Annotated in this window: 26 protein-coding genes; 19 read left to right on the top strand and 7 right to left on the bottom strand. The window is 53.2% G+C overall.

The features are described 5' to 3' along the window. Positions 1-95 precede the first annotated feature (95 nt). From OGV83_RS03215 to flgA, 5 genes are all read right to left on the bottom strand, one after another. Complete coding sequence (locus OGV83_RS03215) at positions 96-1,169, bottom strand: glycosyltransferase family 2 protein (protein ID WP_049009293.1); 1,074 nt, start codon at positions 1,167-1,169, stop codon at positions 96-98. Positions 1,170-1,187: 18 nt separating this feature from the next. Beyond that, positions 1,188-2,435, bottom strand: coding sequence for a class I SAM-dependent methyltransferase (locus tag OGV83_RS03210; RefSeq protein WP_286463129.1), 1,248 nt, complete (start codon positions 2,433-2,435; stop codon positions 1,188-1,190). Between the two features lie 73 nt (positions 2,436-2,508). Beyond that, the gene (locus OGV83_RS03205; protein WP_012133706.1) at positions 2,509-2,946 is read right to left on the bottom strand and encodes a flagella synthesis protein FlgN; all 438 of its coding nucleotides are present in this window, start codon (positions 2,944-2,946) and stop codon (positions 2,509-2,511) included. A 2-nt stretch (positions 2,947-2,948) separates the two neighbouring features. Further along, positions 2,949-3,221, bottom strand: coding sequence for a flagellar biosynthesis anti-sigma factor FlgM (gene flgM / locus OGV83_RS03200; RefSeq protein ID WP_012133704.1), 273 nt, complete (start codon positions 3,219-3,221; stop codon positions 2,949-2,951). A 131-nt stretch (positions 3,222-3,352) separates the two neighbouring features. Further along, positions 3,353-4,144 (bottom strand): flagellar basal body P-ring formation chaperone FlgA, encoded by a 792-nt coding sequence (gene flgA / locus OGV83_RS03195; protein ID WP_047458630.1) that lies wholly within the window; start codon positions 4,142-4,144, stop codon positions 3,353-3,355. 78 nt (positions 4,145-4,222) lie between these two features. Here flgA and flgB point away from each other — a divergent pair, with 78 nt between their 5' ends. The 12 genes from flgB to OGV83_RS03135 are packed head-to-tail and all read left to right on the top strand — an operon-like array spanning position 4,223 to position 14,004. Beyond that, positions 4,223-4,573 carry a flagellar basal body rod protein FlgB gene (gene flgB, locus OGV83_RS03190; RefSeq protein ID WP_286463128.1) on the top strand — a complete coding sequence of 117 codons (351 nt, stop codon included), beginning with the start codon at positions 4,223-4,225 and terminating at the stop codon, positions 4,571-4,573. A 23-nt stretch (positions 4,574-4,596) separates the two neighbouring features. Beyond that, positions 4,597-5,022 carry a flagellar basal body rod protein FlgC gene (gene flgC / locus OGV83_RS03185; RefSeq protein ID WP_012133700.1) on the top strand — a complete coding sequence of 142 codons (426 nt, stop codon included), beginning with the start codon at positions 4,597-4,599 and terminating at the stop codon, positions 5,020-5,022. Positions 5,023-5,024: 2 nt separating this feature from the next. Further along, positions 5,025-5,708 (top strand): flagellar hook assembly protein FlgD, encoded by a 684-nt coding sequence (flgD, locus tag OGV83_RS03180; protein WP_286463127.1) that lies wholly within the window; start codon positions 5,025-5,027, stop codon positions 5,706-5,708. Positions 5,709-5,742: 34 nt separating this feature from the next. Then, positions 5,743-6,933, top strand: coding sequence for a flagellar hook protein FlgE (gene flgE, locus OGV83_RS03175; protein ID WP_047458627.1), 1,191 nt, complete (start codon positions 5,743-5,745; stop codon positions 6,931-6,933). Continuing rightward, the gene (locus tag OGV83_RS03170; RefSeq protein WP_012133697.1) at positions 6,933-7,664 is read left to right on the top strand and encodes a flagellar basal body rod protein FlgF; all 732 of its coding nucleotides are present in this window, start codon (positions 6,933-6,935) and stop codon (positions 7,662-7,664) included. The genes flgE and OGV83_RS03170 overlap by 1 nt, the downstream gene beginning before the upstream one ends. A gap of 21 nt (positions 7,665-7,685) precedes the next feature. After that, entirely contained in the window at positions 7,686-8,471 is a 786-nt protein-coding gene (gene flgG, locus OGV83_RS03165; protein WP_012133696.1) for a flagellar basal-body rod protein FlgG, read from the top strand. Positions 8,472-8,497: 26 nt separating this feature from the next. Further along, positions 8,498-9,163 (top strand): flagellar basal body L-ring protein FlgH, encoded by a 666-nt coding sequence (flgH, locus tag OGV83_RS03160; protein WP_012133695.1) that lies wholly within the window; start codon positions 8,498-8,500, stop codon positions 9,161-9,163. Next, positions 9,163-10,266 carry a flagellar basal body P-ring protein FlgI gene (locus OGV83_RS03155; RefSeq protein WP_012133694.1) on the top strand — a complete coding sequence of 368 codons (1,104 nt, stop codon included), beginning with the start codon at positions 9,163-9,165 and terminating at the stop codon, positions 10,264-10,266. The genes flgH and OGV83_RS03155 overlap by 1 nt, the downstream gene beginning before the upstream one ends. Before the next feature lie 9 nt (positions 10,267-10,275). Further along, positions 10,276-10,665 carry a rod-binding protein gene (locus tag OGV83_RS03150; protein WP_012133693.1) on the top strand — a complete coding sequence of 130 codons (390 nt, stop codon included), beginning with the start codon at positions 10,276-10,278 and terminating at the stop codon, positions 10,663-10,665. A 3-nt stretch (positions 10,666-10,668) separates the two neighbouring features. Next, a complete protein-coding gene (gene flgK, locus OGV83_RS03145) occupies positions 10,669-12,054 on the top strand; it encodes a flagellar hook-associated protein FlgK (protein WP_012133692.1) in 1,386 nt (461 codons plus the stop codon). A 22-nt stretch (positions 12,055-12,076) separates the two neighbouring features. Further along, positions 12,077-12,994 carry a flagellar hook-associated protein FlgL gene (flgL, locus tag OGV83_RS03140; protein ID WP_071818870.1) on the top strand — a complete coding sequence of 306 codons (918 nt, stop codon included), beginning with the start codon at positions 12,077-12,079 and terminating at the stop codon, positions 12,992-12,994. 5 nt (positions 12,995-12,999) lie between these two features. After that, positions 13,000-14,004 carry a hypothetical protein gene (locus OGV83_RS03135; RefSeq protein WP_049011795.1) on the top strand — a complete coding sequence of 335 codons (1,005 nt, stop codon included), beginning with the start codon at positions 13,000-13,002 and terminating at the stop codon, positions 14,002-14,004. Between the two features lie 40 nt (positions 14,005-14,044). On the opposite strand, the gene OGV83_RS03130 is transcribed toward OGV83_RS03135, so the two are convergent. Continuing rightward, on the bottom strand, positions 14,045-14,515 hold the full coding sequence (locus tag OGV83_RS03130; RefSeq protein ID WP_012133689.1) for a hypothetical protein: 471 nt from the start codon (positions 14,513-14,515) through the stop codon (positions 14,045-14,047). Continuing rightward, positions 14,487-15,440 carry a winged helix-turn-helix domain-containing protein gene (locus OGV83_RS03125; RefSeq protein WP_286463126.1) on the bottom strand — a complete coding sequence of 318 codons (954 nt, stop codon included), beginning with the start codon at positions 15,438-15,440 and terminating at the stop codon, positions 14,487-14,489. Before OGV83_RS03125 ends, OGV83_RS03130 begins: the two co-directional genes overlap by 29 nt. 742 nt (positions 15,441-16,182) lie before the next feature. Here OGV83_RS03125 and OGV83_RS03120 point away from each other — a divergent pair. The 7 genes from OGV83_RS03120 to OGV83_RS03090 all read left to right on the top strand — a co-directional run bounded on the left by OGV83_RS03120 (position 16,183) and on the right by OGV83_RS03090 (position 21,525). Beyond that, positions 16,183-17,061, top strand: a complete 879-nt coding sequence (locus OGV83_RS03120; RefSeq protein WP_024130628.1) for a flagellin N-terminal helical domain-containing protein — start codon at positions 16,183-16,185, stop codon at positions 17,059-17,061. A gap of 43 nt (positions 17,062-17,104) precedes the next feature. After that, on the top strand, positions 17,105-17,239 hold the full coding sequence (locus tag OGV83_RS03115) for a hypothetical protein (protein ID WP_269779992.1): 135 nt from the start codon (positions 17,105-17,107) through the stop codon (positions 17,237-17,239). Between the two features lie 69 nt (positions 17,240-17,308). Beyond that, positions 17,309-18,202, top strand: a complete 894-nt coding sequence (locus OGV83_RS03110; RefSeq protein ID WP_058668671.1) for a flagellin N-terminal helical domain-containing protein — start codon at positions 17,309-17,311, stop codon at positions 18,200-18,202. A 204-nt stretch (positions 18,203-18,406) separates the two neighbouring features. Continuing rightward, positions 18,407-19,735, top strand: coding sequence for a flagellar filament capping protein FliD (gene fliD, locus OGV83_RS03105; protein WP_286463125.1), 1,329 nt, complete (start codon positions 18,407-18,409; stop codon positions 19,733-19,735). Between the two features lie 22 nt (positions 19,736-19,757). Next, the gene (fliS, locus tag OGV83_RS03100) at positions 19,758-20,150 is read left to right on the top strand and encodes a flagellar export chaperone FliS (RefSeq protein ID WP_012133681.1); all 393 of its coding nucleotides are present in this window, start codon (positions 19,758-19,760) and stop codon (positions 20,148-20,150) included. Beyond that, on the top strand, positions 20,147-20,452 hold the full coding sequence (locus tag OGV83_RS03095; RefSeq protein ID WP_012133679.1) for a hypothetical protein: 306 nt from the start codon (positions 20,147-20,149) through the stop codon (positions 20,450-20,452). Before fliS ends, OGV83_RS03095 begins: the two co-directional genes overlap by 4 nt. Continuing rightward, positions 20,452-21,525, top strand: coding sequence for a flagellar hook-length control protein FliK (locus OGV83_RS03090; RefSeq protein ID WP_286463124.1), 1,074 nt, complete (start codon positions 20,452-20,454; stop codon positions 21,523-21,525). The genes OGV83_RS03095 and OGV83_RS03090 overlap by 1 nt, the downstream gene beginning before the upstream one ends. Positions 21,526-21,534: the final 9 nt, after the last annotated feature.

Raw genomic sequence — 21,534 nt, 5'->3', positions numbered from 1 at the left:
ATTTCTTGTCGTGTCGGTTCCAGAAGGAATATCTGGTAAAAGCGATTGGCTATGCGGCATAGCCAATCGTATTGCTAAATAGCGTGGTATGAAGACTAAAAACCTTCGGCTAATATTCTTCTTTTGTTCTTTATCGCCAGTTCAATTCTGCCTGATAGCGCGATGAATTCGCTCTCATCAATAATATTGCTGTCGCGAGCAATTTGGTTAATCAAGGCATGCAGCAACACAAGCCCATTCTCTGTTGGCGTGTCTACATACAGTTCATGAAAAATGGATGCCAGATAGTGAATCATCTTCTGTGCGGAAAATAAAGGCAGCGTTTCGGGCAAATTACGGATTATCGCATCCTGATATAGCATACCCGTATATCGGTTTAAACATTGTACGGTTTGGGGATTGCTGATATTTCCGGCCCGGGGAAGCAGCAGTCGGAAGGTATCAAGGATAGCCAGCGCGCGTTTTGCTTTGCTGCTGGAAGTGGTGATTGAGCCGTTACGAATGGTATGGAAATACAGTCTGTCGGCAAGGCACCTTACTTTTGCGTCGGGCACGCTGAGCAGCAATTCAGTGGTGAAGTATTCATCCTCAAAAAACGGTGTCTTAAACCGCATATGAGCATATGTTTTTCGCCGCCAGGCATATCCCCAGACCACAACGGAGTAACCGTGTCCTGTTCGGGCGCGTTCGGTAATGCAGTGATTAAAGAACGTTTCGGCATGAAATGTTTTATTAATCAGATTACGCGGCCGTTGATAATACCCGGAAACCATATTGTTGCTGATATGGTGCAGGTGAAATTCCAGATGGGTGGAGAAAAACAGGACATCCAGGTGGTGCTTTTCCATTTCGCGCACAATGGTTTCGATACCATCCGAAGCGATATGATCGTCAGAGTCCAGGCAATAAATATATTCACCTGATGCGCTTGCTAACGCGGCGTTGCGGGCCTCGGCAAGTCCTCTGTTTTCCTGGTCAACGATACGCATACCCGGCAGACGGCTCTGATAACGCGCCAGAATATCCCGGGAGTTATCTGTCGAACCGTCATTAACCGCGATAATTTCCAGATGCCGCCAGGTCTGCGCAACGAGTGAATCAAGGCAGCGCTCAAGGTATGCGCTGACATTGTAGACCGGCAAAATAATCGATACGACAGGGTGATTCATTGGCTACTCTCCCTGTTGCTATGATTTCAGCTTTTGGATGATTATCTCAATTGCGGATTCAGCAAACGCCGTCCGCGTTTGATCGAATCGAGGCATACCTTTTAAATGGCTATGATTCAGCCTCTCTATTTTCTCAATGCTGAAGTTCCCTGGCAGGGTTTGTAATAACGATAATACGTTGACGGAAACAGGCGACCAGCTCCGATGCTTAAAGGGCGTAAAAGTATGTTTATGATCGTCGTTGAAGGTTGATGGCCAAACGCCTTGCTCGTATAAATCTTCATCTGGAATGGTTAAAACCAGATGACCGCCGGGTTTTACGACCCTTAACCAATGAGGCAGCGCGACGTAAGGGTCCATGACATGCTCCAGGCAATGCCCTGAATAAACGAAATCAAATTCGTTATCCGGTACTCTGGCTAAATACTGCGCGTCACCTTGTTGAAGATCGAATACGGTTATTGATTGGATTAAAGGAAACAGGCTTTGATACAACGCAATACTGTCATCGCCGCCGCCAATATCCAGACCTTTTCCTGACAGCCAGCGAGTACTGAAACGCGCATCAAGCAATCGCCTGTTAATTGACATACAGGTTGATCCTGGTATCCCCGTTCGAAATACGGGGGCCGCAGTCCGGTCCCCTGCCAGAATATGGGTGTTAACGGCGAATTCTCGCCAGCTTTTAGGCCAAAGTACAACGTAGCCCTGGTCATCGGGGTAATGTTTGATGATATGCGTCCCGCTATAGGCCTCAAGCGCTTCCAGAAACGCGTTCTCAGCGTCTTCTGTGGGAGGAGGGAGCGCTTTGCAGCCGGTGGCCTCATGCATAACGCGAAGATAGATACGGCTATCGTCAATAATAATCAGCGCATTATCCGCAAATTCTTTTAGCTGGCGTAACTCATTGAGCAGAGGAAGGCGCGTTTCCTCATTGTATTTATTGCTCTGGTAGTCCTCGAATTTAAAATCCGCGCCGGGGAAGTGTGCATCCAGAAAAACAACGGCGCGCTTGATGAAAAGAGTGCGTTTAATTTCCTCATGGGACAAAAATGTCAGGCTGTCTTCATTGTACAGATGCAGATTGTCTATTTTTGGCGCGGCATCAAATAACGGTTTATAGATTTCACAGGAATAAACTTCTTCAGCACCTGAGCGTAAGGCATATACACTTGATGCACCTTTACCAAAACCTGTTTCAATTACATGAGTAACACGATAGTGACGAATCAGGTGGGGAAGGTTGAAGCGTCGTAATTGCCCCATAATATTGGCCTCGATGAAAATTACGGATAGAACGCAAACGGAACAAAGCTACAAATCAATAAATTACAGTGCATTACCCCTGCTGATACAGCCAGTTTTCGGGTTCGCTGATATTCAACAGATTGGTCAGAATCTCCTGCTGCATATTCATCAGCATGGCGTTGTATTCATTGGTGGCCTGACATTGCGCGACCTGTTGCTGGAGACTTTGCCAGAGAGCGGAAACGGAAGGCTGGTGGGCGGCAGGCAGGCGGGCAATGAGCGTTTGCATGCCCTGCGCGTTGGCGTTAATGCCTAACCGTTCAAGCAGGCGATAACGTTGCTGACTGTGCTGCGACAAGTGCTGGTAGCACGCCATGATTTGCGCGTTCAGCACGTCAAGCTCTGCGGCGCGGCGCGCAATAATGTGGTCGCGCTGCTGTATGAGTAAATCATTCAGGACATGGTAATGCTTACGGTCTTCGGCCATGTCCTGTATCAGTGTTTTAACGCTCTGAGCGGCGTTAGTCATAATTACCTCTGGAAATACTTCTGCATCGCATCCGTCAGCGAATCGAGGTTAACCGCGATTTTACCGCTGCTGATAGCGTCTTTCATTTCAGCTACGCGCGCCATATCCACTTCCGGCAGCGCAGAGAGTTGTGTTTGCGCATCGCCCAGTACCGGATCGATCGCGGCGCTGCGCTCAATTTTCGTGCCTTCCTGAGCGACAGTGCGGGTCTGTTCTGCGGCGCTGCTCTTGTTGATTGCGGTTGCCAGATTGTATTGATTCGCTACTACTTTCATCGCTTCGCCTCTTTTTCATCTTTTCGTTATGGTTGCGGATGAATCCTGCCCTGCGGAAGGAGGACTTCCGATGCCCTCACCGTTAAAGAGCGGCCTGTTGCCGGTAAAACTTAAACCGCGAATGAATATTTTTAGTTTCCGCTGGCGTAGACCATTTTGACGACGCCAGCGTCTGCGACAATTGCGCTGACCACCCGCTCGCTGCTCTCATTTTTCACCTTAATCATTTCGCCTTTACGTCCCTTTTTCATGGCTTCCCCCATCGTACGGGCCTCTACGCCTCCCTGTTCGGCGATCATCAGAACGCGCTGACCGCGTTCAACCAGCACCGGAGATTCCAGTTGCGTCAGGGTGATCGGCTGTAGTTCACGAATGCGGCGCTTCACGGTCAGCCCAATGGCCTCATCCGGGTCGGTGAGGTAGTTGCCGCGCGTGCTGCTGATGTTGAGCTTTTTGATGGATACGTCGCTGGCGGATAACACCTGGCCGCGCTCCAGTGAATTTTTGGCGATCACCACCGGAAGATAGACATCCGGTTTGACGGTGACGGCGACATCCCAGCCTTGCGGCCCTTCACAGCGCACATCAAAACGCAGGCGGTTGAGATCGATGCGTTCGCCGCCGGGCAGCGACACGGTTAGCGCGTCAGGGCAGGGAGCGTACCGGGAGACGTCGGAAGGGATAAACAGGTTCATCTTCGCCTGGTACTCGGGCCACTTGCGGCGCCCGGCCTCCTGGCGAAGGGCTTGCGCTGCGTGATGTTGAACGGCGGCAGTGACCTGCTTACGCGCGCTCTGCACTTTTTCCGGGGCGGCGAAGGATGGCAGCGCCGTAAAAAGCATCAGCAGGAAGGATAACGTTCCAGGGCGGAAGCAACGCTTCACCCGTGTAGGGATAAAACCAATAAATCCATTAAAAATCATGATGTTAAAACCTTGGCATGAATGTTGCTATACAGGGAAGCAGATCATTGCAGGTTTAGCATCACGAGGGTGTGAGTTGTGAGTATTACTTTTGACAAAGCATTGGGCGTTCATCCACAGGCTGTAGCGCTTCGACTTTCCCGAGCAGAGTTGCTGTCAGCCAATCTGGCAAACGTCGATACCCCCAATTTCCAGGCTAAAGATATTGATTTTGCCGCTGAGATGCAACGTTCATCGTGGCGTTTTTCGAATCCGTCAGCGCCGCAAGAGATGTACCGCGTGCCTTATCAGCCCTCTTCCGATGGCAACACCGTTGCGCTGAACGTCGAGCAGGCTGAGTTTGCGAAGAATACCCAGGATTATCAGATGAGCCTGGCATTTTTAAACATGAAATTCACGGGCCTGAAAAAGGCCATTGAAGGTAAGTAATCCTACGCAGGTGATAACGGAATATGGCTTTTACCGATATTTATCGCGTTTCGGGGTCGGCGATGACGGCGCAAACCGTTCGTCTGAATACCATCGCCAGTAACCTCGCTAATGCGGAAACCGCCTCCGCCACCGAAGACGGCGTCTATAAAGCCCGTCGTCCGGTGTTTGCTGCGGTTTATAAGAATGATGAGTTAATGAATAGCAGGGCGTTAACCGGCGCGCGCGTCCAGGTGATGGATGTTGTCGAAACCGGCAATGCCGTACAGCGTTATGAGCCGCATAACCCGATGGCGAATACGGATGGCTATGTCTACTACCCGGATGTCAACGTGGTAGAGGAGATGGCGGACATGATGTCGGCGTCGCGCGGTTTCGAAACCAATGTTGATGTTCTGAACAGTGTTAAAAGCATGCAGCAAAGTCTGCTGAGACTCGGAGAGGTATAAGGATGAATGTAGACGGCACGTCCACCAGAAGCCAGACAGGAATGTCGGATAGCAGCATTGCCAGTAACAACAATAACAGCAGCGCAGCCGGCATGAACACGCTGTTCATGCAGCTTCTGGTCGCGCAGATCCAGAATCAGGACCCGCTGAACCCTACCGATGGCACCGAGTATGTCAGCCAGCTGGCGCAACTGACGCAGGTTCAGTCGATGGAAACCATGTCGCAACTGATGGCGAACAGTTCCGTATTGATGGACAACCTGCAAACGCTCACCACCGGCAACCTGGTCGGGCAGCATGTGATGGTGCAGACCGACGCTATCAACTCTGACGGCGAAACGACGATTAACGGACGTCTGACGCTGGATCACGCTTCCGGTGTGACGACGGTCATCGTCAAAGACGCGGCCGGCACCGAGCACAAAATTGAGCTGGGGAAACAGGACGCCGGGCAGGTGGACTTCACCATTGACCCGCAGGAGCTGGGCCTGAGCGAAGGGAAATACACCCTTAGCGTTGTGACCGATACGGGCGAAGAAGGCATTCCTGTTGAAGTGGGCGGCATCGTCAACAATGTGCGCATCCCGCTTGATGGCAGCGCCATCCAACTGAATCTCACCGGAATCGGTGAAATTGCTTACAACAATATTACCCAGTTTGGCAGCGACTCGCAGAAACGTGCGTAAGTCGGGTTAAGCGTTGAGTTAACAGGAATTTATTATGAGTTTTAATATTGCGACCTCCGGTCTGAATGCGATTACCGAGCAGTTGAACGCCATTTCCAACAACATTGCGAACTCCGGCACCGTAGGATTCAAATCCGGCCGTGCGGAATTTTCCTCACTGTATGCGGAAAGCCAGCCGCTGGGCGTAGGGGTTTCTGGTGTGACCCAGAGTATTACCCGAGGCGGAAACATTTCTACCACCGGAAATGCGCTCGATCTGGCGATCAGCGATAGCGGATTTTTCATGGTGCGTGACAGCACGGGGACCACGGCATATACGCGTGCGGGCTACTTCGGCACCGACAGCAGCGGCAACCTGATCAACAACCTGGGGATGTATCTTCAGGGCTACCCGGTTAATGCTAACGGCGAGATAGAAGTGGGGACGATCGGCAATCTGACGATCAGCAGCGGCTCTATTCCGGCGAAAGCGACCGACAGCCTCGACTTCACCGCCAACCTGGACGCGCGCGCCGCCGAGCCGGAGACGGCGCCTTTCAACCCAAAAGACAGCACTTCCTATAACAATACCTACACCACGCAGGTTTTTGATTCCCTGGGACGCGAGCACACGCTGAACCAGTATTTTGTGAAAACCGGCGAGAACACCTGGCAGGTTCACTATTACATGGACGACGTGGAAATCCCGGACAGCAGCCAGGCGATAGAATTTACCGAGCAGGGCGTCCTGAAAAGCCCGATTGGCCTGACGAACCTGACCACATCGATCTCCGGCGCGGCGGATCTCTCTATCGATCTGAGCTACAACGGCACCAGCCAGTACGGTTCTGACTTCTCCGTCAGCAAAAACAACAGTAGCGGCTACGCATCTGGCGAACGTACCGGTCAGGCGATTGATGAAGACGGCAGCGTTTACGCGACCTTCTCCAACGGCGAACGGATGTTGCAGGGGCAACTGGTGCTGGCGAACTTTGCGAACCCGAATGGTCTGGCGTCAAAAGACGGCACGACGTGGGTACAAACCGCCAGTTCCGGCGCGCCGCTGACTGGAACGCCGGGCACCGGTTTGCTGGGTTCTGTGAAATCCGGTGCGCTGGAATCCTCAAACGTGGATTTGACCTCTGAGCTGGTTGGTCTGATGACCGCGCAGCGTAATTACCAGGCGAACACGAAGGTTATCAGCACTAACGACAACATGATGAACGCTCTCTTCCAGGCGGTGTAATGGATCGTTTGATTTTTACCGCCATGAGCGGCGCATCGCGCAGTTTGTCGCAGCAGCAGATCCATGCAAACAACCTGGCGAATGTGAATACCCAGGGGTTTCGTAGCGATCTTGATAATGCGATTTCCCAGCAGGTTAACGGCGAGGGATATGCCTCGCGTTATATGGCGCTGCCTACTCAGGGCGGCGTGGATATGACGCCTGGCGCGGTACGTGAAACGGGGCGCAATCTGGATATCGCCATTAAAGGCGATGGGCTGATTGCGCTGGCCAGCGGCAACCGTGAGGTTTACACCCGCAACGGGCAGATCGACGTCAGCCCGGAGGGCGATCTGTCGATCAACGGTCTGCCGGTTGAAGGTGACAACGGCCCGATCGTTTTACCGCCGTTCTCGTCCGTCAGCATCGGTGAGGACGGTGTGATCACTATCGTGCCTGACGACGGCGATATTGCCGCGCCAGTTGATGTTGACCGCATCAAGCTGGTGAACATTCCGGTAAGCGACCTGAGCAAAAATGTGGATGGCTTTCTGGTGAGCAACACGGCGATTAACCCACGCGATGAAGAGGTGATGGTGGCGTCCGGGCATCTGGAAACCGCTAACGTCTCGGCCATTAATGAGATGGTCGCCAGCATTGCGCTGAATCGTCAGTTTGAAGCGCAAATCAAGATGATGAAAGCCGCTGAAGATCTCGCTAATTCAGGCAACCGTCTGATTCGTGGCACCTGATAACAATAAGAAGGAATAAAGATGAATCCCGCTTTATGGATCAGTAAAACCGGCCTGGCGGCGCAGGACGCCAAAATGACCGCGATTTCCAACAACCTGGCGAACGTCAACACCACCGGGTTTAAACGCGATCGCGCGATGTTCGCCGATCTGTTTTATCAGAATCAGCGCACGCCAGGCGGGCAGCTCGATCAGAACAATATCGCGCCGACCGGCATTCAGTACGGCACCGGGGTGAAGATCGTCGGGACGCAGAAAGAGTTTACCGTCGGCAGCATCCAGAACACCGGGCAAACCTTCGACGTGGCAATCACCGGGCAAGGGTTCTTCCAGGTGGAAACTGCGGATGGCGATATCGCGTATACCCGCGCCGGTAATTTCCAGAAAACGCCAGATGGCGTGCTGACGAATGCGCAGGGGCTGCCGCTGGTGCCGCAGATTGAATTGCCGGAGAACGTCAAAGATTTGCAGATTGGTAAAGACGGCACTATCACCGCGACGGTGGCAGGCGAAACCGATCCGGTGGAGCTGGGGCAGTTGACGCTGGTGAACTTCGTCAATCCGGCCGGTCTGGAGGCGATAGGCGGCAACTTATACCGTGAAACGGCGGCCAGCGGCGAAGCGGTTGAAGGCGTACCCGGCGAGGACGCGCTCGGACAACTGGAGCAGGGCTCTCTGGAAGGTTCTAACGTACAGGTCGTTGAAGAGATGGTCGACATGATCACCGTTCAGCGTGCCTACGAAATGAACGCCAAGATGGTCTCTGCCGCCGATGACATGTTGAAGTTTGTCACCCAGTCGATGTAACGACAGGGCTTTAAAGTGAAAGAGAAATGAAAAAGCAGTTAGTTATCAGTCTACTGGCGCTGTTTTTGTCGGGCTGCGAAAGCCCGGCGTTGCTGGTGAAAAAAGACGATGCGGCGTATGCGCCGCCGGAAGATATCGTGGTGCCTGAAACGCAGGTGCGCGGCGGTGGGTTATATAACGGCAACTACAACTGGTCGTTGACCCAGGATCGCCGGGCTTATCGCGTAGGCGACATCCTGACCGTTAAGCTGGATGAGTCTACTCAGGCCAGCAAGCAGGCGCGCACTAACTTTGGTAAGAAAAACGATGTTTCCCTGGGGATACCGGAAGCATTCGGCCATTCAATCGATAAGCTTTCCGGCTCGATTGACGGCAACCGAAACTTTAACGGTAATGCCACCTCGCAGCAGCAAAACAGTCTGCGCGGCGCGATCACCGTTGCGGTTTATAAAGTGTTGCCAAACGGCGTGCTGGCGATTCGCGGGGAGAAATGGCTCACCCTCAACCAGGGGGATGAGTATATGCGGGTGACGGGCCTGGTGCGCGCGGAAGATATCGAACGCGACAACTCCGTCTCTTCACAGCGAATCGCCAATGCCCGTATCTCCTATGCCGGACGCGGCGCGCTCAGCGACGCGAATGCGGCAGGCTGGCTGACCCGCTTCTTCAACCACCCGCTGTTCCCAATTTAATGGAGGCCATGATGCGTAAACTGGCACTCTTTTTCCTGCTGATTTGCAGCATGAACGCGGCGGCGCAGCGTCTTGGCGATGTGGTCGATATTCAGGGCGTACGCGGCAACCAACTGGTGGGCTACAGCCTGGTTGTGGGGCTTGACGGTACAGGGGATAAAAACCAGGTCAAGTTCACCAGCCAGTCCGTTACCAACATGCTGCGCCAGTTTGGCGTGCAGTTGCCTGCGAAGATTGATCCGAAGGTGAAGAACGTCGCGGCCGTGGCGATTAGCGCCACGCTGCCGCCGGGCTATGCGCGTGGGCAAAGTATTGATGTAACCGTCTCCTCGATTGGCGATGCGAAAAGCCTGCGTGGCGGTACGCTGCTGCTGACTCAACTGCGCGGTGCTGATGGCGAAGTGTATGCGCTGGCACAGGGGAATGTGGTGGTAGGCGGCGTGAAAGCCGAGGGCAACAGCGGCTCCAGCGTGACCATCAACACCGCGACCGTTGGCCGTGTGCCAAACGGCGGCTCGGTGGAGCGCGAAGTGCCGAGCGATTTCCAGCAGGAGCCGGTGGTGATGCTGAACCTGAAACGTCCCAGCTTTAAGACTGCCAACAGCGTCGCAGTCGCGCTGAACAACGCCTTTGGTTCCGGCACGGCGACCGCGCAAAGCGCGACTAACGTGGCGGTACGTGCGCCGATGGGCGCGGGCGATCGGGTGGCCTTTATGTCCTCTCTGGAAGATGTGCAGATTAACGCCGGTAAACAGCCGCCACGCGTGGTGTTCAACGCCCGAACGGGAACGGTGGTCATTGGCGATGGCGTAGTGGTGCGCGCTGCGGCGGTATCACACGGCAACCTGACCGTCACCATCCGCGAGTCGTCGAACGTCAGCCAGCCTGGCGCATTCAGCCAGGGAAGAACGGTTGTCACGCCGGAAAGCGACGTCAACGTTAACCGTGGCCGGGGTCAGATGGTGACTATTGCGGCAGGAACCAGCCTGCGCAGCATCGTGAATACCATTAACAGCCTTGGCGCGGCGCCGGACGACACGATGGCTATCTTACAGGCGCTGCATGAAGCTGGCGCGCTGGATGCTGAACTGGTCGTGATTTAAGGAAATACCATGCTGAATGCCATTAACCGACAAACCGCGATTCTGCCCGGCGATCTCTCCGGGCAGGTAAAGCCGCAGAATCTTGAACAGGCCGCCGAACAGTTTGAGGCGCTGATGCTGCGTTCCATGCTGTCGCAAATGCGCAAGGCGTCCGATGTGCTGGGGGAAGACAACCCTTTCAACAGCAAACAGCAGCGGATGATGCGTGATTTTTACGATGACCGACTGGCGTCTGACCTGGCGTCTCAGCGCAGCACCGGGATTACCCAGATGATCATCAACCAGCTTTCGCCGCAGGTGAATACGCCGCTTAAGAAAACGGATGAAATGACCGCTTTAGAAGAGCAACCGAAAGAACTTAAAACGCCTGTGGTTCCGGTAATGCGCGGGCAGGAGTAAGCCATGAGTATGATTAATATTGCCTTCAGCGGTTTGCAGGCAGCCCAGGTGGGCATGAATGTCACCTCGATGAACATCGCTAACCTGCTGACGCCGGGGTACAGCCGCCAGGGCATTATCCAAAGCTCCATCGGCCCAATGGGGGAAGCGGGTTTTACCGCCGGGAACGGGGTACAGGTCGACAGTATTCGCCGCATCTCCAGTCAGTATCTGGTTAATCAGGTGTGGCAGACCAACTCGAAAGCCAGCTATTTCGAAACCGGAAATCAATATATTGGCGCGCTGGAACAGGTGATCGGCACCGACTCTACCAGTCTTGGTAACGGGCTGGATGATTTTGTCAGCGCCCTGAGCGCATTGACCCAGACGCCGGAATCCCCGGCGCTGCGTCAGCAGCTTATTAACCAGGCGGGCGCGCTGGCGACCCGTTTCAATAACGTTAACAACTTCATCTCCAGCCAGAAAGAGTCGATCAACACCCAGCGCAACGCGATGGTTGACCAGATCAACACCCTGAGTACCAGTATTGCGGACTACAACAAAAAAATTACCGACATGGAGTCAACCGGCGGTAACAGTAGCGTACTGCGCGATCAGCGTGATGAACTGGTAAAACAGTTAAGTACGCTGGCGGACGTGAAGGTGACGGACGATGGTTCCAGCGGGTACACCGTTTCAATGGCGAACGGTCAGCCGCTGGTGAGCGGTAAGGTCGCCGGGCAGCTCAGCGCGGGGCAGGACGCCAACGGTAACTCCACGCTGACGCTGAAATTTTCCACCAGCGAGTTCACGCTGAACCCGTCGGCGGGCGGTCAACTTGGCGCGCTGTATGATTATGAAACCGGCACCCTCCAACAGATGAAAGATTCGGTGCAAGGGATGGCGGAATCGGTGGCAAAACTGTTTAACGATCAGCTGGCGAAGGGCTATGACCTGAATGGCAATTCAGGCAAGCCGCTGTTTACTTTCGATCCGAGCAATCCTGCGGGCATGTTGCAGGTGACGGATCTGAAGCCTGAAGAACTGGCACTATCCGGCATCCAGGCCGACGACGGCACGGGCGTACCGGGCAACGGCGATAACCTGAAGGCGCTGATCGAACTGAAAAACCAGAAAACGGATATTCCGGGTCTGGGAAATATGAGCCTGAGCGAAGGGGCTGCGGCGATCATTTCCACTATCGGTATTGCCAGTAAGCAGAGCAAAACAGAAATGGAAGCGGCGTCGACGGTGCGCGACCAGGCGCAGAATCAGCGCGATAACCTGAGCGCGGTAAACCAGGATGAAGAGGCGATTAATCTACAGATCTACATGCAGGCTTACCAGTCGAACATGAAGGTGATCTCCACCGGAAATCAGATCTTCAGCGACCTGCTGGGGATGTTTTAAGCGCCATCAGAGAATTTAAATTATGCGTATTAGTAGTCTTTACAACTCAAATGCCATGCTGGCGCAATTAGGCGTTAACGGCACGCGTATCAGTAAGTTGATGGAGCAGATGTCGACGCAAAAGCGCATTAATGTGCCGTCTGACGATCCTGTTTCCGCAAGTCGTCTGGTGCAACTGAACCGTGAGCAGTCTGCGATTAAACAGTATCAGAGCAATATTTCCAGCCTGAGCGGCGCGCTGTCGATTCAGGAGTCGAACATCACCGCGCTCAGTAACCAGATGCTGGCGGTCGGCGATAAGCTGAAGCTGGCGAATAACAGTACGCTCAGCCAGAAAGATATGGCGGGTTACGGCATGGAGCTTTCTTCAATGCTGGATTCGCTGGTCGCCACCCTGAACGCTAAAAATGAAAACGGCAGCTATCTGTTTTCCGGCACGCAGACCGACAGCCAGACGGTAACGTGGGATGAGGCGAAAGGGCAGTATGTGTATGGCGGCAATGACAGCAGCCGCGAAACGATTGTCGCGAACGGCGTCTCTATTACGGAAAACACCCAGGTTGCTCAGGCATTCTCCGGTTCAGGAAACGACCTTGAGATGCTGAATAAATTGAAAGCGCTCAGCGACAAAATGCAGGACCCGAACGCGAATTACGCTGACTATAAAGACGAACTGGAGGAGATGATCGGTGTCGCGCAAAATACCAGCGATAACATCTCCAGCCTCTTCACCGATCTTGGCGGCCGTCAGAACCGCCTGACGCTGCTCAGCGATGCGCACAGCGATGTCAGCCTTGCGAACGATCAGGTTGTACGGGACCTGTCCGAAACGGACTGGGCGACCACCAGTATCAACCTGCAACTGTATACGCAGTCGGTGCAGATCACTAATAAGGCTTACAGTATGGTGAGTCAGCTTAACTTGTTTAGTCTGTTGTAATTGTTATGCAGGTAGGTTTAAAAACAACGTCCCTTACGACTTCTGCGCCCGCAACCGGGCGCGGAAGCATTGATGCGCCGCAAACGGTCGGCCGCGTCAACGCGCCAGAAATCACCGCGACCCGCAATGCGTTCCCCGAATCGGCGCTGTTGTCCCGCCGTCCGATGCGCTACAACGTACAGCTAAATCAACAACTCACGGCAGTGCAGCAGGCTGACAGCTATCTGGCGCAGACGGAAACACAATTGTTGCAGGTGCGTCAGTCGTCGCTTCGCGGCGATGCGACGCAGCCGGCGAATACGCTGCAAAAGCATTTGATGCGTCGGACGCAGCTTTCCGGCGGCACTGTCGATCGCCATCTGACCGCGTCGCTGGAGCAAAAAAGCACGGTTAACTTTACGCTTCCCGGCAGTGAGAAACTTCTCAGCCAGCCGGGGGGAGAAACGCTGGTATTTTCACTGGGCGGGCGGCAGCGTGAGATGACCGCCATTTCGTTGCCGGAAGAGGCGACGCCGCGTCAGACGTTGACCCAGTTGAATGTGGGACTGGGCCGTCTGGGGATTCATGCGCGTCAGACGGCAAACGGGCAACTGATGTTCAGCGTGGATGAAAGCCGTTGGGAGCGGGTCAGCCAACAGCTCACCGTGCGCGGAGAGGGCAGACATTTCCCCGCCGATGCGTTTACGTTGCTCACGCCACAGGCGGAAACGGCAAGCAGTGATGAGGTTGTTTCGCTGGCGACGCGTCGGGAAAGGGAAAGCCAGGTAAAGCTGCAAAATACGCTGGAGCACATTACCACCCAGCGCAGCAGGCTTCGCCAACAGCAGGAGCGTGTGGCGTCGCGCATCAATGATATGGCGACGGTATACAGCCCGGCGCAGGCCCGGGAAACCGCGCGCGGCCTGGGGGAAGCGCTGGCGAGCAGCGCCAGCAGCTACAGCACCCTCTCCAGGGCGCTGGGCGCGCAGGCCAACGTCAGGCTGGCGACGGTAAAAAATTTGCTGGGGTGATTATCGTAACCGGAAGCGGGCCTCCGCCTCCGGTTTTGACTTACTGCTGGATAGGGTAGAGAAAAATCGACCCGCTTTGCCCTACCACTAGCGGTTGCCCGTTAAATGCCAGCGGCTCCATCCAGAAATTGGTGTTCATCAACATATCGACCAGACCATCTATCATCAGCCCCTTGTGCGTGGTGGTGTAGTAGATGGGCGTCAGGTAAAAATAGAGTTTGCCGTTTTTCCCTGACGTCGGCGTAAATTTTTCCTTTAGTACGAAACGATTGTCATCAGGGCTGGTAATGGTCGCCAGAATGGTGCCTTTCGTTGTTTTCATCCGCGAATTATAAATTTCTTTCGTCTGCGACATCAGGTCATAGAAACCAAGCTGGAAAGTCCCTTCCACATCCGTATTGGGTCGCTCTGCGCCGCCTGTGAGGGTGCTGGTGCCGAATGCGATGGCGAGAAGCACGGAAATACTCAACAAAATCACAAGATTAACTTTCTTTGCATGTTGCCATTTCATTCAGTTTTCTCCGGGTTTCACGCATAATCAGGTTGTTCAGCCGTGTCGGATCGATACGCCAGTGATAAATCGTCATCGCTAACTGCTTTTTGTCGCACTGGCTGGTAAGGGCGAACGTGTAGTTCAGCGATGAATTGGTGATGCTAAAGTAGACGCTCATCCTGACTGACTGCATTTTGATCTGCTGATTAATGGTATAAAAAGTGTCTTTCAGCTTGGTGTACAAGTTATTGGCGTCATAAGACGGCTCGCTGCTCGTCCCAATGGAATACAGGTTGATGTTGCTGTAAACGTTAGGCTGTATCTCCTGGGCGACCAGATGTTCATGACCTTTCAGTTTCATGTACCAGCCGGTAAAGAGTATGCTGCCGATCGCCGTCAGCGCGAGCAGTAAAAACACGGTGGTCCAGTGGATGGATTTTTTCACTGGCCTGGTCGTTGCAGGCGGCGTTACGCGGACGATATCGTTCACTTGTTCCGCGACAGGAAGTGACGTCTCGTCGACAACCTCATATTCCCCGGCTAAATCGGAGGGGGCGTTTTCTTCCAGCGGAAGATGATTTTCTTCGGGGTCGCGAATCTCGCTCTCTTCTTTTTCGATAAAGCAGCAATAATCAGGCTCAAGCAAATACCCTTTTTTAGGGATGGTTTTGATGATTTTTTGCTTTTTGCCGTCGTCTTCCAGTGCCGTACGCAGCGCGTGGATGGCATTGGGCAGACTGTTATTACCGATGACGCGGCGTTCCCAGACCAGCGTGGTGAGTTCTTCACGCGTAAAGATCTTTCCCGCATCTTGCATGAGCGTTTCAAGGAGCTTGAGTTGATATTCTCCCAGACGTTTACGTTCCCCTGTTGTTAAATGGAGAATAGATCCCGAGGGGATATCAACCAGCCAGTTATTAACGGAGTAATAGCGTTTATTCATTTATTCATCGATGGATATACCACCCCAGTAAATGCAACGGCTAAATATCGCAAGAAAATATAGCCTGAACACGGATGTTGACTATCTGTTAATTCCATTTGAAATTCTTAATGAATGCCGCTTGCCTGCGGGAGGTGAGGAAACGAAAAGCGCTTTTGCCGATGACTGAGTTTGTTTTTCAGCCTGAACAGCACTCAGAAACAAGACACCAGCGGCCTGCTGTTGTTCTGATTATCGCGGAATCATCTTTTCCTGGCGCTCTTTTTACGCGATAAAAATGTGATGTGCAACCTCATTTGCAGTGAAAGATTCGCCTTATTATTAATTCTTCTGATTAAAAGTTAATCGAAATAGTTAAAAGATCCTTATGTAAAATCAGGCCCTGCGAATGTGAAAAATTTGTGTTCATCAATCTCCTTTCATGGGGTGTGGGTATATTTTGGGCAGATTAAAACAATAAACAAGAAAAAATAAAGGAGCGGAGTTAATTTTTTTATCGTTTGTGTCGCCTGATTGCATAATTATGGGGTTGGTTTTATTGCCGGGCTAAAGGTGGTTTATTGAGGATGGTATAATAAGAATAATTAATTGGATATTTTTCGTCTTGAAAAAAGAGGGTGACAAATCTTTAAATAAATTTTCATTAAATGAATTTAATTTTTCGTTGTGGTGGGTCGTTTTTATCAGTCAGCAACGACAAGAACCTGATAAAACAGACAGGTAATCCAAGGAGAAATATATTATGTCGCTTTCGATTTTCACCAGTGCTTCTTCTATGGCATCCACCAATGCCCTGAATAAATCCAACAATCTGCTGTCTACCGCAATGGAGCGTCTGGGCACCGGCAAACGCATCAACTCCGCAGCGGACGATGCGGCCGGCTTGCAGATTGCCACTCGCCTTCAGGGTCAGACCAACGGCATGGCCGTTGCGCAGCGTAACATCTCTGATGCCACCGCATTGCTGCAAACCGCAGAAGGCGCGTTCGACGAAGTGAGCAACATCATGTACCGCATGAAAGATCTCGCCACCCAGGCAGCGAACGACACCAACACCACCAAAGACCGTGATGCCATCAACGCTGAAATGAACGACCTGAATGCCGAACTGAAAAACATCATGGGCAACACGTCTTATGCGGGCGATAAATTATTCGGTACCGGCGGTAAATTTGCCGATTCCCTGAACTTCCAGATTGGTTCTTCCTCTGGAGAAACCATGACCGTGAGCCTGGGTGATGAACTGGGCGGTACAGCGAGTGGCCTGTTTAGCGCTTCTGGTTTCTCGGGTATCGGTGACTGGAACAATACCGCTTCCGGTATCAATATCGGGAGCGCCTCCGACGCTACGGCGATGATGAACTCTCTGGAAACGGCGCTGAATGACGTCGGTGCCGTGCGTTCCAAAATGGGTGCGAGCATTAACCGTCTGGGCCACACCGCGGCCAACCTGGCAAACATGAAAGACAACACCGATCTGGCGCTAAGCAATATTCAGGATGCGGACTTCGCCAGCGAAGCCTCCTCCATGACGCGTAACCAGATGCTGGCGCAGACCAGCATGTCCATGCTGAAACAGTCCAACAGCATGTCCAGCATGGTGATGTCTCTGCTGGGTTAACAGTAAGCCGCCGCTTGCCTGGAAAGGCAGGCGATGTGTTCTTATGACGCTGCATCCTGCACGGGGTGCGGCTTTTTTTGTGTCTGCTGTTGCCGTGCAGATCCTTTTGCCGTCTTTCTTCGCCATTTTTTTCCCCGGGTTGCCTGAAAAATGGTCATTCGAACGTCGTCGGATTTAATTTTCGAAATGGATGTGTCGTTTTGAATCAGTACAACGAATGAATGACCTGAATGAATAAGGAATATCTATGTCGCTTTCTATTTTCACCAGCGCTTCTTCCATGGCATCCACCAATGCCCTGAATAAATCCAACAATCTGCTGTCCACCGCAATGGAACGTCTGGGTACTGGCAAGCGTATTAACTCCGCAGCGGACGATGCGGCGGGTCTACAGATTGCCACCCGTTTGCAGGGCCAGACCAACGGCATGGCCGTTGCACAGCGCAACATCTCTGATGCCACTGCGCTGCTACAGACCTCCGAAGGTGCGTTCGACGAAGTGAGCAACATCATGTACCGCATGAAAGACCTTGCCACCCAGGCAGCGAACGACACCAACACCACCAAAGACCGCGATGCCATCAACGCCGAGCTGAACGACCTGAACTCTGAGTTGCAGAACATCATGAACAACACCTCCTATGCAGGTGACAAACTGTTCGGCGCTTCCGGTAAGTTTGGCGAAGCGATGAACTTCCAGATTGGCTCTTCCACCGATGAAACCATGCAGGTTGATCTGTCTAAAGAGCTGAAAGGTTCTGGCACCGACTCGCTGATTGATGCCAGCGGCGGTTTTGGCACGATTAGCGATACAGGCAGCAGCTACTACTCGGCCAGCGGCATCAACATTACTGACGCTGCCGGCGCGAAAGATCTGATGAACAACCTGGAAACTACGCTGAATGACGTCGGTGCCGTGCGTTCCAAAATGGGTGCGAGCATTAACCGCCTGGGCCACACCGCGGCTAACCTGGCGAACATGAAAGACAACACCGATCTGGCTCTGAGCAACATTCAGGATGCGGACTTCGCCAGCGAAGCCTCCTCTATGACCCGTAACCAGATGCTGGCGCAAACCAGCATGTCCATGCTGAAACAGTCCAACAGCATGTCCAGCATGGTGATGTCTCTGCTGGGTTAATCCTTCGCGGATATCTGCCCCTAAAACACCGCTGTATGGCGGTGTTTTTGTATCCGGCAATGCGCTTCCTTCTGCCGGAAATTGCGGAAGGGGACATTCCTCCTCTTACGTAACTCATTGATAAATACTTATTAAAAAATTGGCACGATAGTTGCTTTATCTACTGTATGTTGAAAGCGGCGCGCGTGCCCGGAGAAACCCACTATGTCTGATTTTGATCCAACGGCACTGGCCACACAGTTGGCAGGCTATGACATTCTTGCGCTGCAAACCTCGCTGAAATCACAGACTTCCACGCTGGAAGCGCAGAAAAAAGCGCTTTCCTCGCTGCGTACCGCCCTGTCGGATTTCCGTTCGGCAATCACCGGGCTGAATTCCTCCAGCACCAGCGTGCTGAAAAATACCGCGACCATGAACCAGGAAGGGATCGCGACCATCACCGCCAGCGCGTCTGCCCGTAAAGGGACATACAGCCTGAACGTCACCCAACTGGCTTCTGCGCAGCAGAAAGGGTTTGACGGGCTTGATGATGAGGCGATTAAAAACGCCAGCGGTACGCTGAAGATCAATCTCAACGGCGAGAGCCTTGAAATTGAGATGGATGATTTAGACAGCCTCGCTGATTTTGCCGACGCCATCAATAATGCGGATTTCCCGAGCGCGTCTGACACCGCGACCTCTGACGACGGTCAGAACGGCGTTACCGCTTCGCTGATGCGTATTGATGGCAAGGTGACGCTGATGATGAGCAGCGATCAGAGCGGCGAGAAATACGATATTCAGCTGGATACCAGCGGCATGACCAACGGTCAGGATATCTTTAATGGCGAGAATGTGATTACCGCCGGTAAAGATGCCAAATTCACCGTTGGCGATTCCAGCACCGTTTACTCCAGCAGCTCCAATACCCTGGATAACCTGGTAGACGGCGTTTCGATCAAACTGACCGGCACCACCGAAGCCAACAAGCCGCTGGTTATTTCAGTCGACACGGATGCCACGGGGACAAAGGAGCAAATCCAGGCCTTTATCGATGCCTATAACACGTTGCAGGACACCATCTCCGGGCTGACGGCGACCGGCAGCAGCTCTGATTCGCGCGGCGCGTTTGCCGGTGATGCCAGTATCTCCTCGTTAACCAACGATCTGAGCAACATGCTGCGCGGCACCTTCGGCGATCAAAACATGACGAAGTTCGGCATTACTGCCGACAAAGACGGCAAGCTGTCGATCGACGCCGACACGCTCAATGAGCAACTGAAATCAAATCCGCAATCGGTCGCTGATTTCTTCAACGGGAATAACGGGCTGATTAAAGCGATGGATAAATCGCTGGATAAATACCTGAACACCAGCACCGGTTTATTAAAAGGTCGCCAGGAAACGCTCGACAGACAGCAGCGCGACATCGACACCAAAACCGAAAAAATGAACACGCGTTATGAGTCCTCCTATAACCGCTACCTGAAGCAGTTCACGCAGTTACAGTCGATCATGACGCAGATGAATAACACCATGAGTATGTTTAGCTAATTCTTAGGGAATTTAACTTTCAATGTACGGTAACGAGCAGGAAGGCTTCGGCCTCTATCACCAATCTGACCTGGCGATTCAGGCCGCAGCAGCGAATCCGCATCAGTTAGTGCTGATGTTGTTCAATGGCCTGATGGACGAACTGGTACGCGCGAAAAGCCATATTGCGGCGCGTCGCTACGAACGTAAGGCGCAAAGCATTAATAAATGCATCGACATCCTGAACGCGCTGACCAGCGCGCTGGATTTTGAAAAAGGCGGCGAGCTGGCATTAAGTCTGGCGAATCTTTATGACTACTGCGTTTACCGCCTCTATGACGCCAGCCACAAGCTGTCTGTCGAAAATATTGAAGAGGTGGAAGTTATCCTCGGCAATATTCAGGACGGCTGGGAAAAAATGGGTCAGGGAACATGAGCTATGCGTTGACGATGCGAACGCTGATGCAGGCGTTACGCCAGGCCGCAGCCGACCATAACTGGTCTGCCGTACGGAATGTTGACCTGAAGATTGCTGAATTGCTTACCGCTGTCCGGGGTAAACCCCTGGATGCGGCAGACAGCAAAGCCCTGGACGAGCTGCGGGAGATTCACCGTCAGGTGCGCGATTACTGTCAGGGGCAGAGCGACATTATTGCGAACAAAATGGCGCTCGCCATGCGCAATCGTGAAGGTGCGACGGCGTATGCCGCGTTTATGGACGCAGAGGATATGGGGTAATGGATATTCTCAATCTTTCTCAAAATGCGGGGCACGCTTCCGGTTTGCCGATGCAGGCGGAGACGATCGCCGGGCAGAGCGGCGCTCAGTCATCTGCCGGGCAGACGCAGCCAGGATTCAACGATGCGTTGATGAATGTTGTCAGCACGCTGATGGGCGGGCAGGGCAAAAATGCCCTGGGGATTACCGTCAGCGCGCAGCCGGTGAGCGTGCAGGACGAGGACGATACGGGCGATCGGCATCAGAAGGATGCCTCTCCGTTGAAAGACGATGCGCAGCAGCAGCTGTTGCAGGCGCTGTTGATGACCGGGCAGATGCCGGTTAAACCCGTCAGCTACGCGGGTCGTTCGCAAAACGAGATGAATGCGCTGACGTTGCAGACGCAGCCGTTACTGGCGGGACAGTTGCAGGATAAGGGGGCGTTATCGCCAACGCTGCGCCCGATGCTGGCGGCAGGGGTTAACGTAACGCCTGCGACCGAGTCGCCGCAGACGCCAACCGCAGGGTTGCAGCACATTACGCCGCAGCTTATGACCGCAGTCGCTGTGGCGACGCCGACAGTGAATGCGCAGCCGGTCTCCGTTGTCTCCACGACGCCAACGGCGGCGGTGACGCCTGATGCAATGTTTGCGCATACCTCGACATTAAAACTTGATACGGAAACCTCCCGCTGGACGCAGCAGTTGCAAAGCGCGTTGGGCGATCGTCTGCAACTTCAGGTGAAGAACCAGATCCAGCACGCCACTATCCGTCTCGATCCGCCTGAAATGGGCAAGATCGACATCTCGTTGCAGCTTGATAACGGGCGCGTACAGGTACAAATCAACGCCAGCCATGCTGAGGTCTATCGTGCGCTTCAGCAAACGAGCAACGATCTGCGCCAGAGCCTGACCGAACAGAACTTTGTTCAGGTAAACGTGCAGGTCTCCTCTCAGTCAGGGCAGCAGCAGGGCAAAGAACAGCAGTTCGCACAACAACACGCCATCATTCAGGCGGGAGATGAGATCGCGGCAGGTCTGCCGGAATCAGAAAGCACCCGCCGTGAAGATGATTCGGTATTACTGACCGTTTAACAAAAAGAC

Source organism: Citrobacter sp. CK189 (genome assembly GCF_030333505.1).
In the GTDB taxonomy this organism is placed as follows: domain Bacteria; phylum Pseudomonadota; class Gammaproteobacteria; order Enterobacterales; family Enterobacteriaceae; genus Citrobacter_B; species Citrobacter_B koseri.
This window is presented reverse-complemented; position numbering and strand designations above follow the sequence as displayed.

Excerpts from the sequence above, each read along its gene's own strand:
- OGV83_RS03210 (WP_286463129.1), bottom strand. The coding sequence starts at position 2,435 with ATGGGGCAATTACGACGCTTCAACCTTCCCCACCTGATTCGTCACTAT.
- OGV83_RS03135 (WP_049011795.1), top strand. The coding sequence starts at position 13,000 with ATGCAGGTAGGTTTAAAAACAACGTCCCTTACGACTTCTGCGCCCGCA.
- OGV83_RS03110 (WP_058668671.1), top strand. The coding sequence starts at position 17,309 with ATGTCGCTTTCTATTTTCACCAGCGCTTCTTCCATGGCATCCACCAAT.
- OGV83_RS03170 (WP_012133697.1), top strand. The coding sequence starts at position 6,933 with ATGGATCGTTTGATTTTTACCGCCATGAGCGGCGCATCGCGCAGTTTG.
- flgG (WP_012133696.1), top strand. The coding sequence starts at position 7,686 with ATGAATCCCGCTTTATGGATCAGTAAAACCGGCCTGGCGGCGCAGGAC.
- flgH (WP_012133695.1), top strand. The coding sequence starts at position 8,498 with ATGAAAAAGCAGTTAGTTATCAGTCTACTGGCGCTGTTTTTGTCGGGC.
- flgK (WP_012133692.1), top strand. The coding sequence starts at position 10,669 with ATGAGTATGATTAATATTGCCTTCAGCGGTTTGCAGGCAGCCCAGGTG.
- flgA (WP_047458630.1), bottom strand. The coding sequence starts at position 4,144 with ATGATTTTTAATGGATTTATTGGTTTTATCCCTACACGGGTGAAGCGT.
- OGV83_RS03155 (WP_012133694.1), top strand. The coding sequence starts at position 9,163 with ATGGAGGCCATGATGCGTAAACTGGCACTCTTTTTCCTGCTGATTTGC.
- OGV83_RS03095 (WP_012133679.1), top strand. The coding sequence starts at position 20,147 with ATGAGCTATGCGTTGACGATGCGAACGCTGATGCAGGCGTTACGCCAG.
- flgL (WP_071818870.1), top strand. The coding sequence starts at position 12,077 with ATGCGTATTAGTAGTCTTTACAACTCAAATGCCATGCTGGCGCAATTA.
- OGV83_RS03120 (WP_024130628.1), top strand. The coding sequence starts at position 16,183 with ATGTCGCTTTCGATTTTCACCAGTGCTTCTTCTATGGCATCCACCAAT.
- flgM (WP_012133704.1), bottom strand. The coding sequence starts at position 3,221 with ATGAAAGTAGTAGCGAATCAATACAATCTGGCAACCGCAATCAACAAG.
- OGV83_RS03205 (WP_012133706.1), bottom strand. The coding sequence starts at position 2,946 with ATGACTAACGCCGCTCAGAGCGTTAAAACACTGATACAGGACATGGCC.
- OGV83_RS03090 (WP_286463124.1), top strand. The coding sequence starts at position 20,452 with ATGGATATTCTCAATCTTTCTCAAAATGCGGGGCACGCTTCCGGTTTG.
- fliD (WP_286463125.1), top strand. The coding sequence starts at position 18,407 with ATGTCTGATTTTGATCCAACGGCACTGGCCACACAGTTGGCAGGCTAT.
- OGV83_RS03130 (WP_012133689.1), bottom strand. The coding sequence starts at position 14,515 with ATGAAATGGCAACATGCAAAGAAAGTTAATCTTGTGATTTTGTTGAGT.
- OGV83_RS03125 (WP_286463126.1), bottom strand. The coding sequence starts at position 15,440 with ATGAATAAACGCTATTACTCCGTTAATAACTGGCTGGTTGATATCCCC.
- OGV83_RS03115 (WP_269779992.1), top strand. The coding sequence starts at position 17,105 with ATGACGCTGCATCCTGCACGGGGTGCGGCTTTTTTTGTGTCTGCTGTT.
- OGV83_RS03150 (WP_012133693.1), top strand. The coding sequence starts at position 10,276 with ATGCTGAATGCCATTAACCGACAAACCGCGATTCTGCCCGGCGATCTC.
- OGV83_RS03215 (WP_049009293.1), bottom strand. The coding sequence starts at position 1,169 with ATGAATCACCCTGTCGTATCGATTATTTTGCCGGTCTACAATGTCAGC.
- flgE (WP_047458627.1), top strand. The coding sequence starts at position 5,743 with ATGAGTTTTAATATTGCGACCTCCGGTCTGAATGCGATTACCGAGCAG.
- flgC (WP_012133700.1), top strand. The coding sequence starts at position 4,597 with ATGGCTTTTACCGATATTTATCGCGTTTCGGGGTCGGCGATGACGGCG.
- fliS (WP_012133681.1), top strand. The coding sequence starts at position 19,758 with ATGTACGGTAACGAGCAGGAAGGCTTCGGCCTCTATCACCAATCTGAC.
- flgD (WP_286463127.1), top strand. The coding sequence starts at position 5,025 with ATGAATGTAGACGGCACGTCCACCAGAAGCCAGACAGGAATGTCGGAT.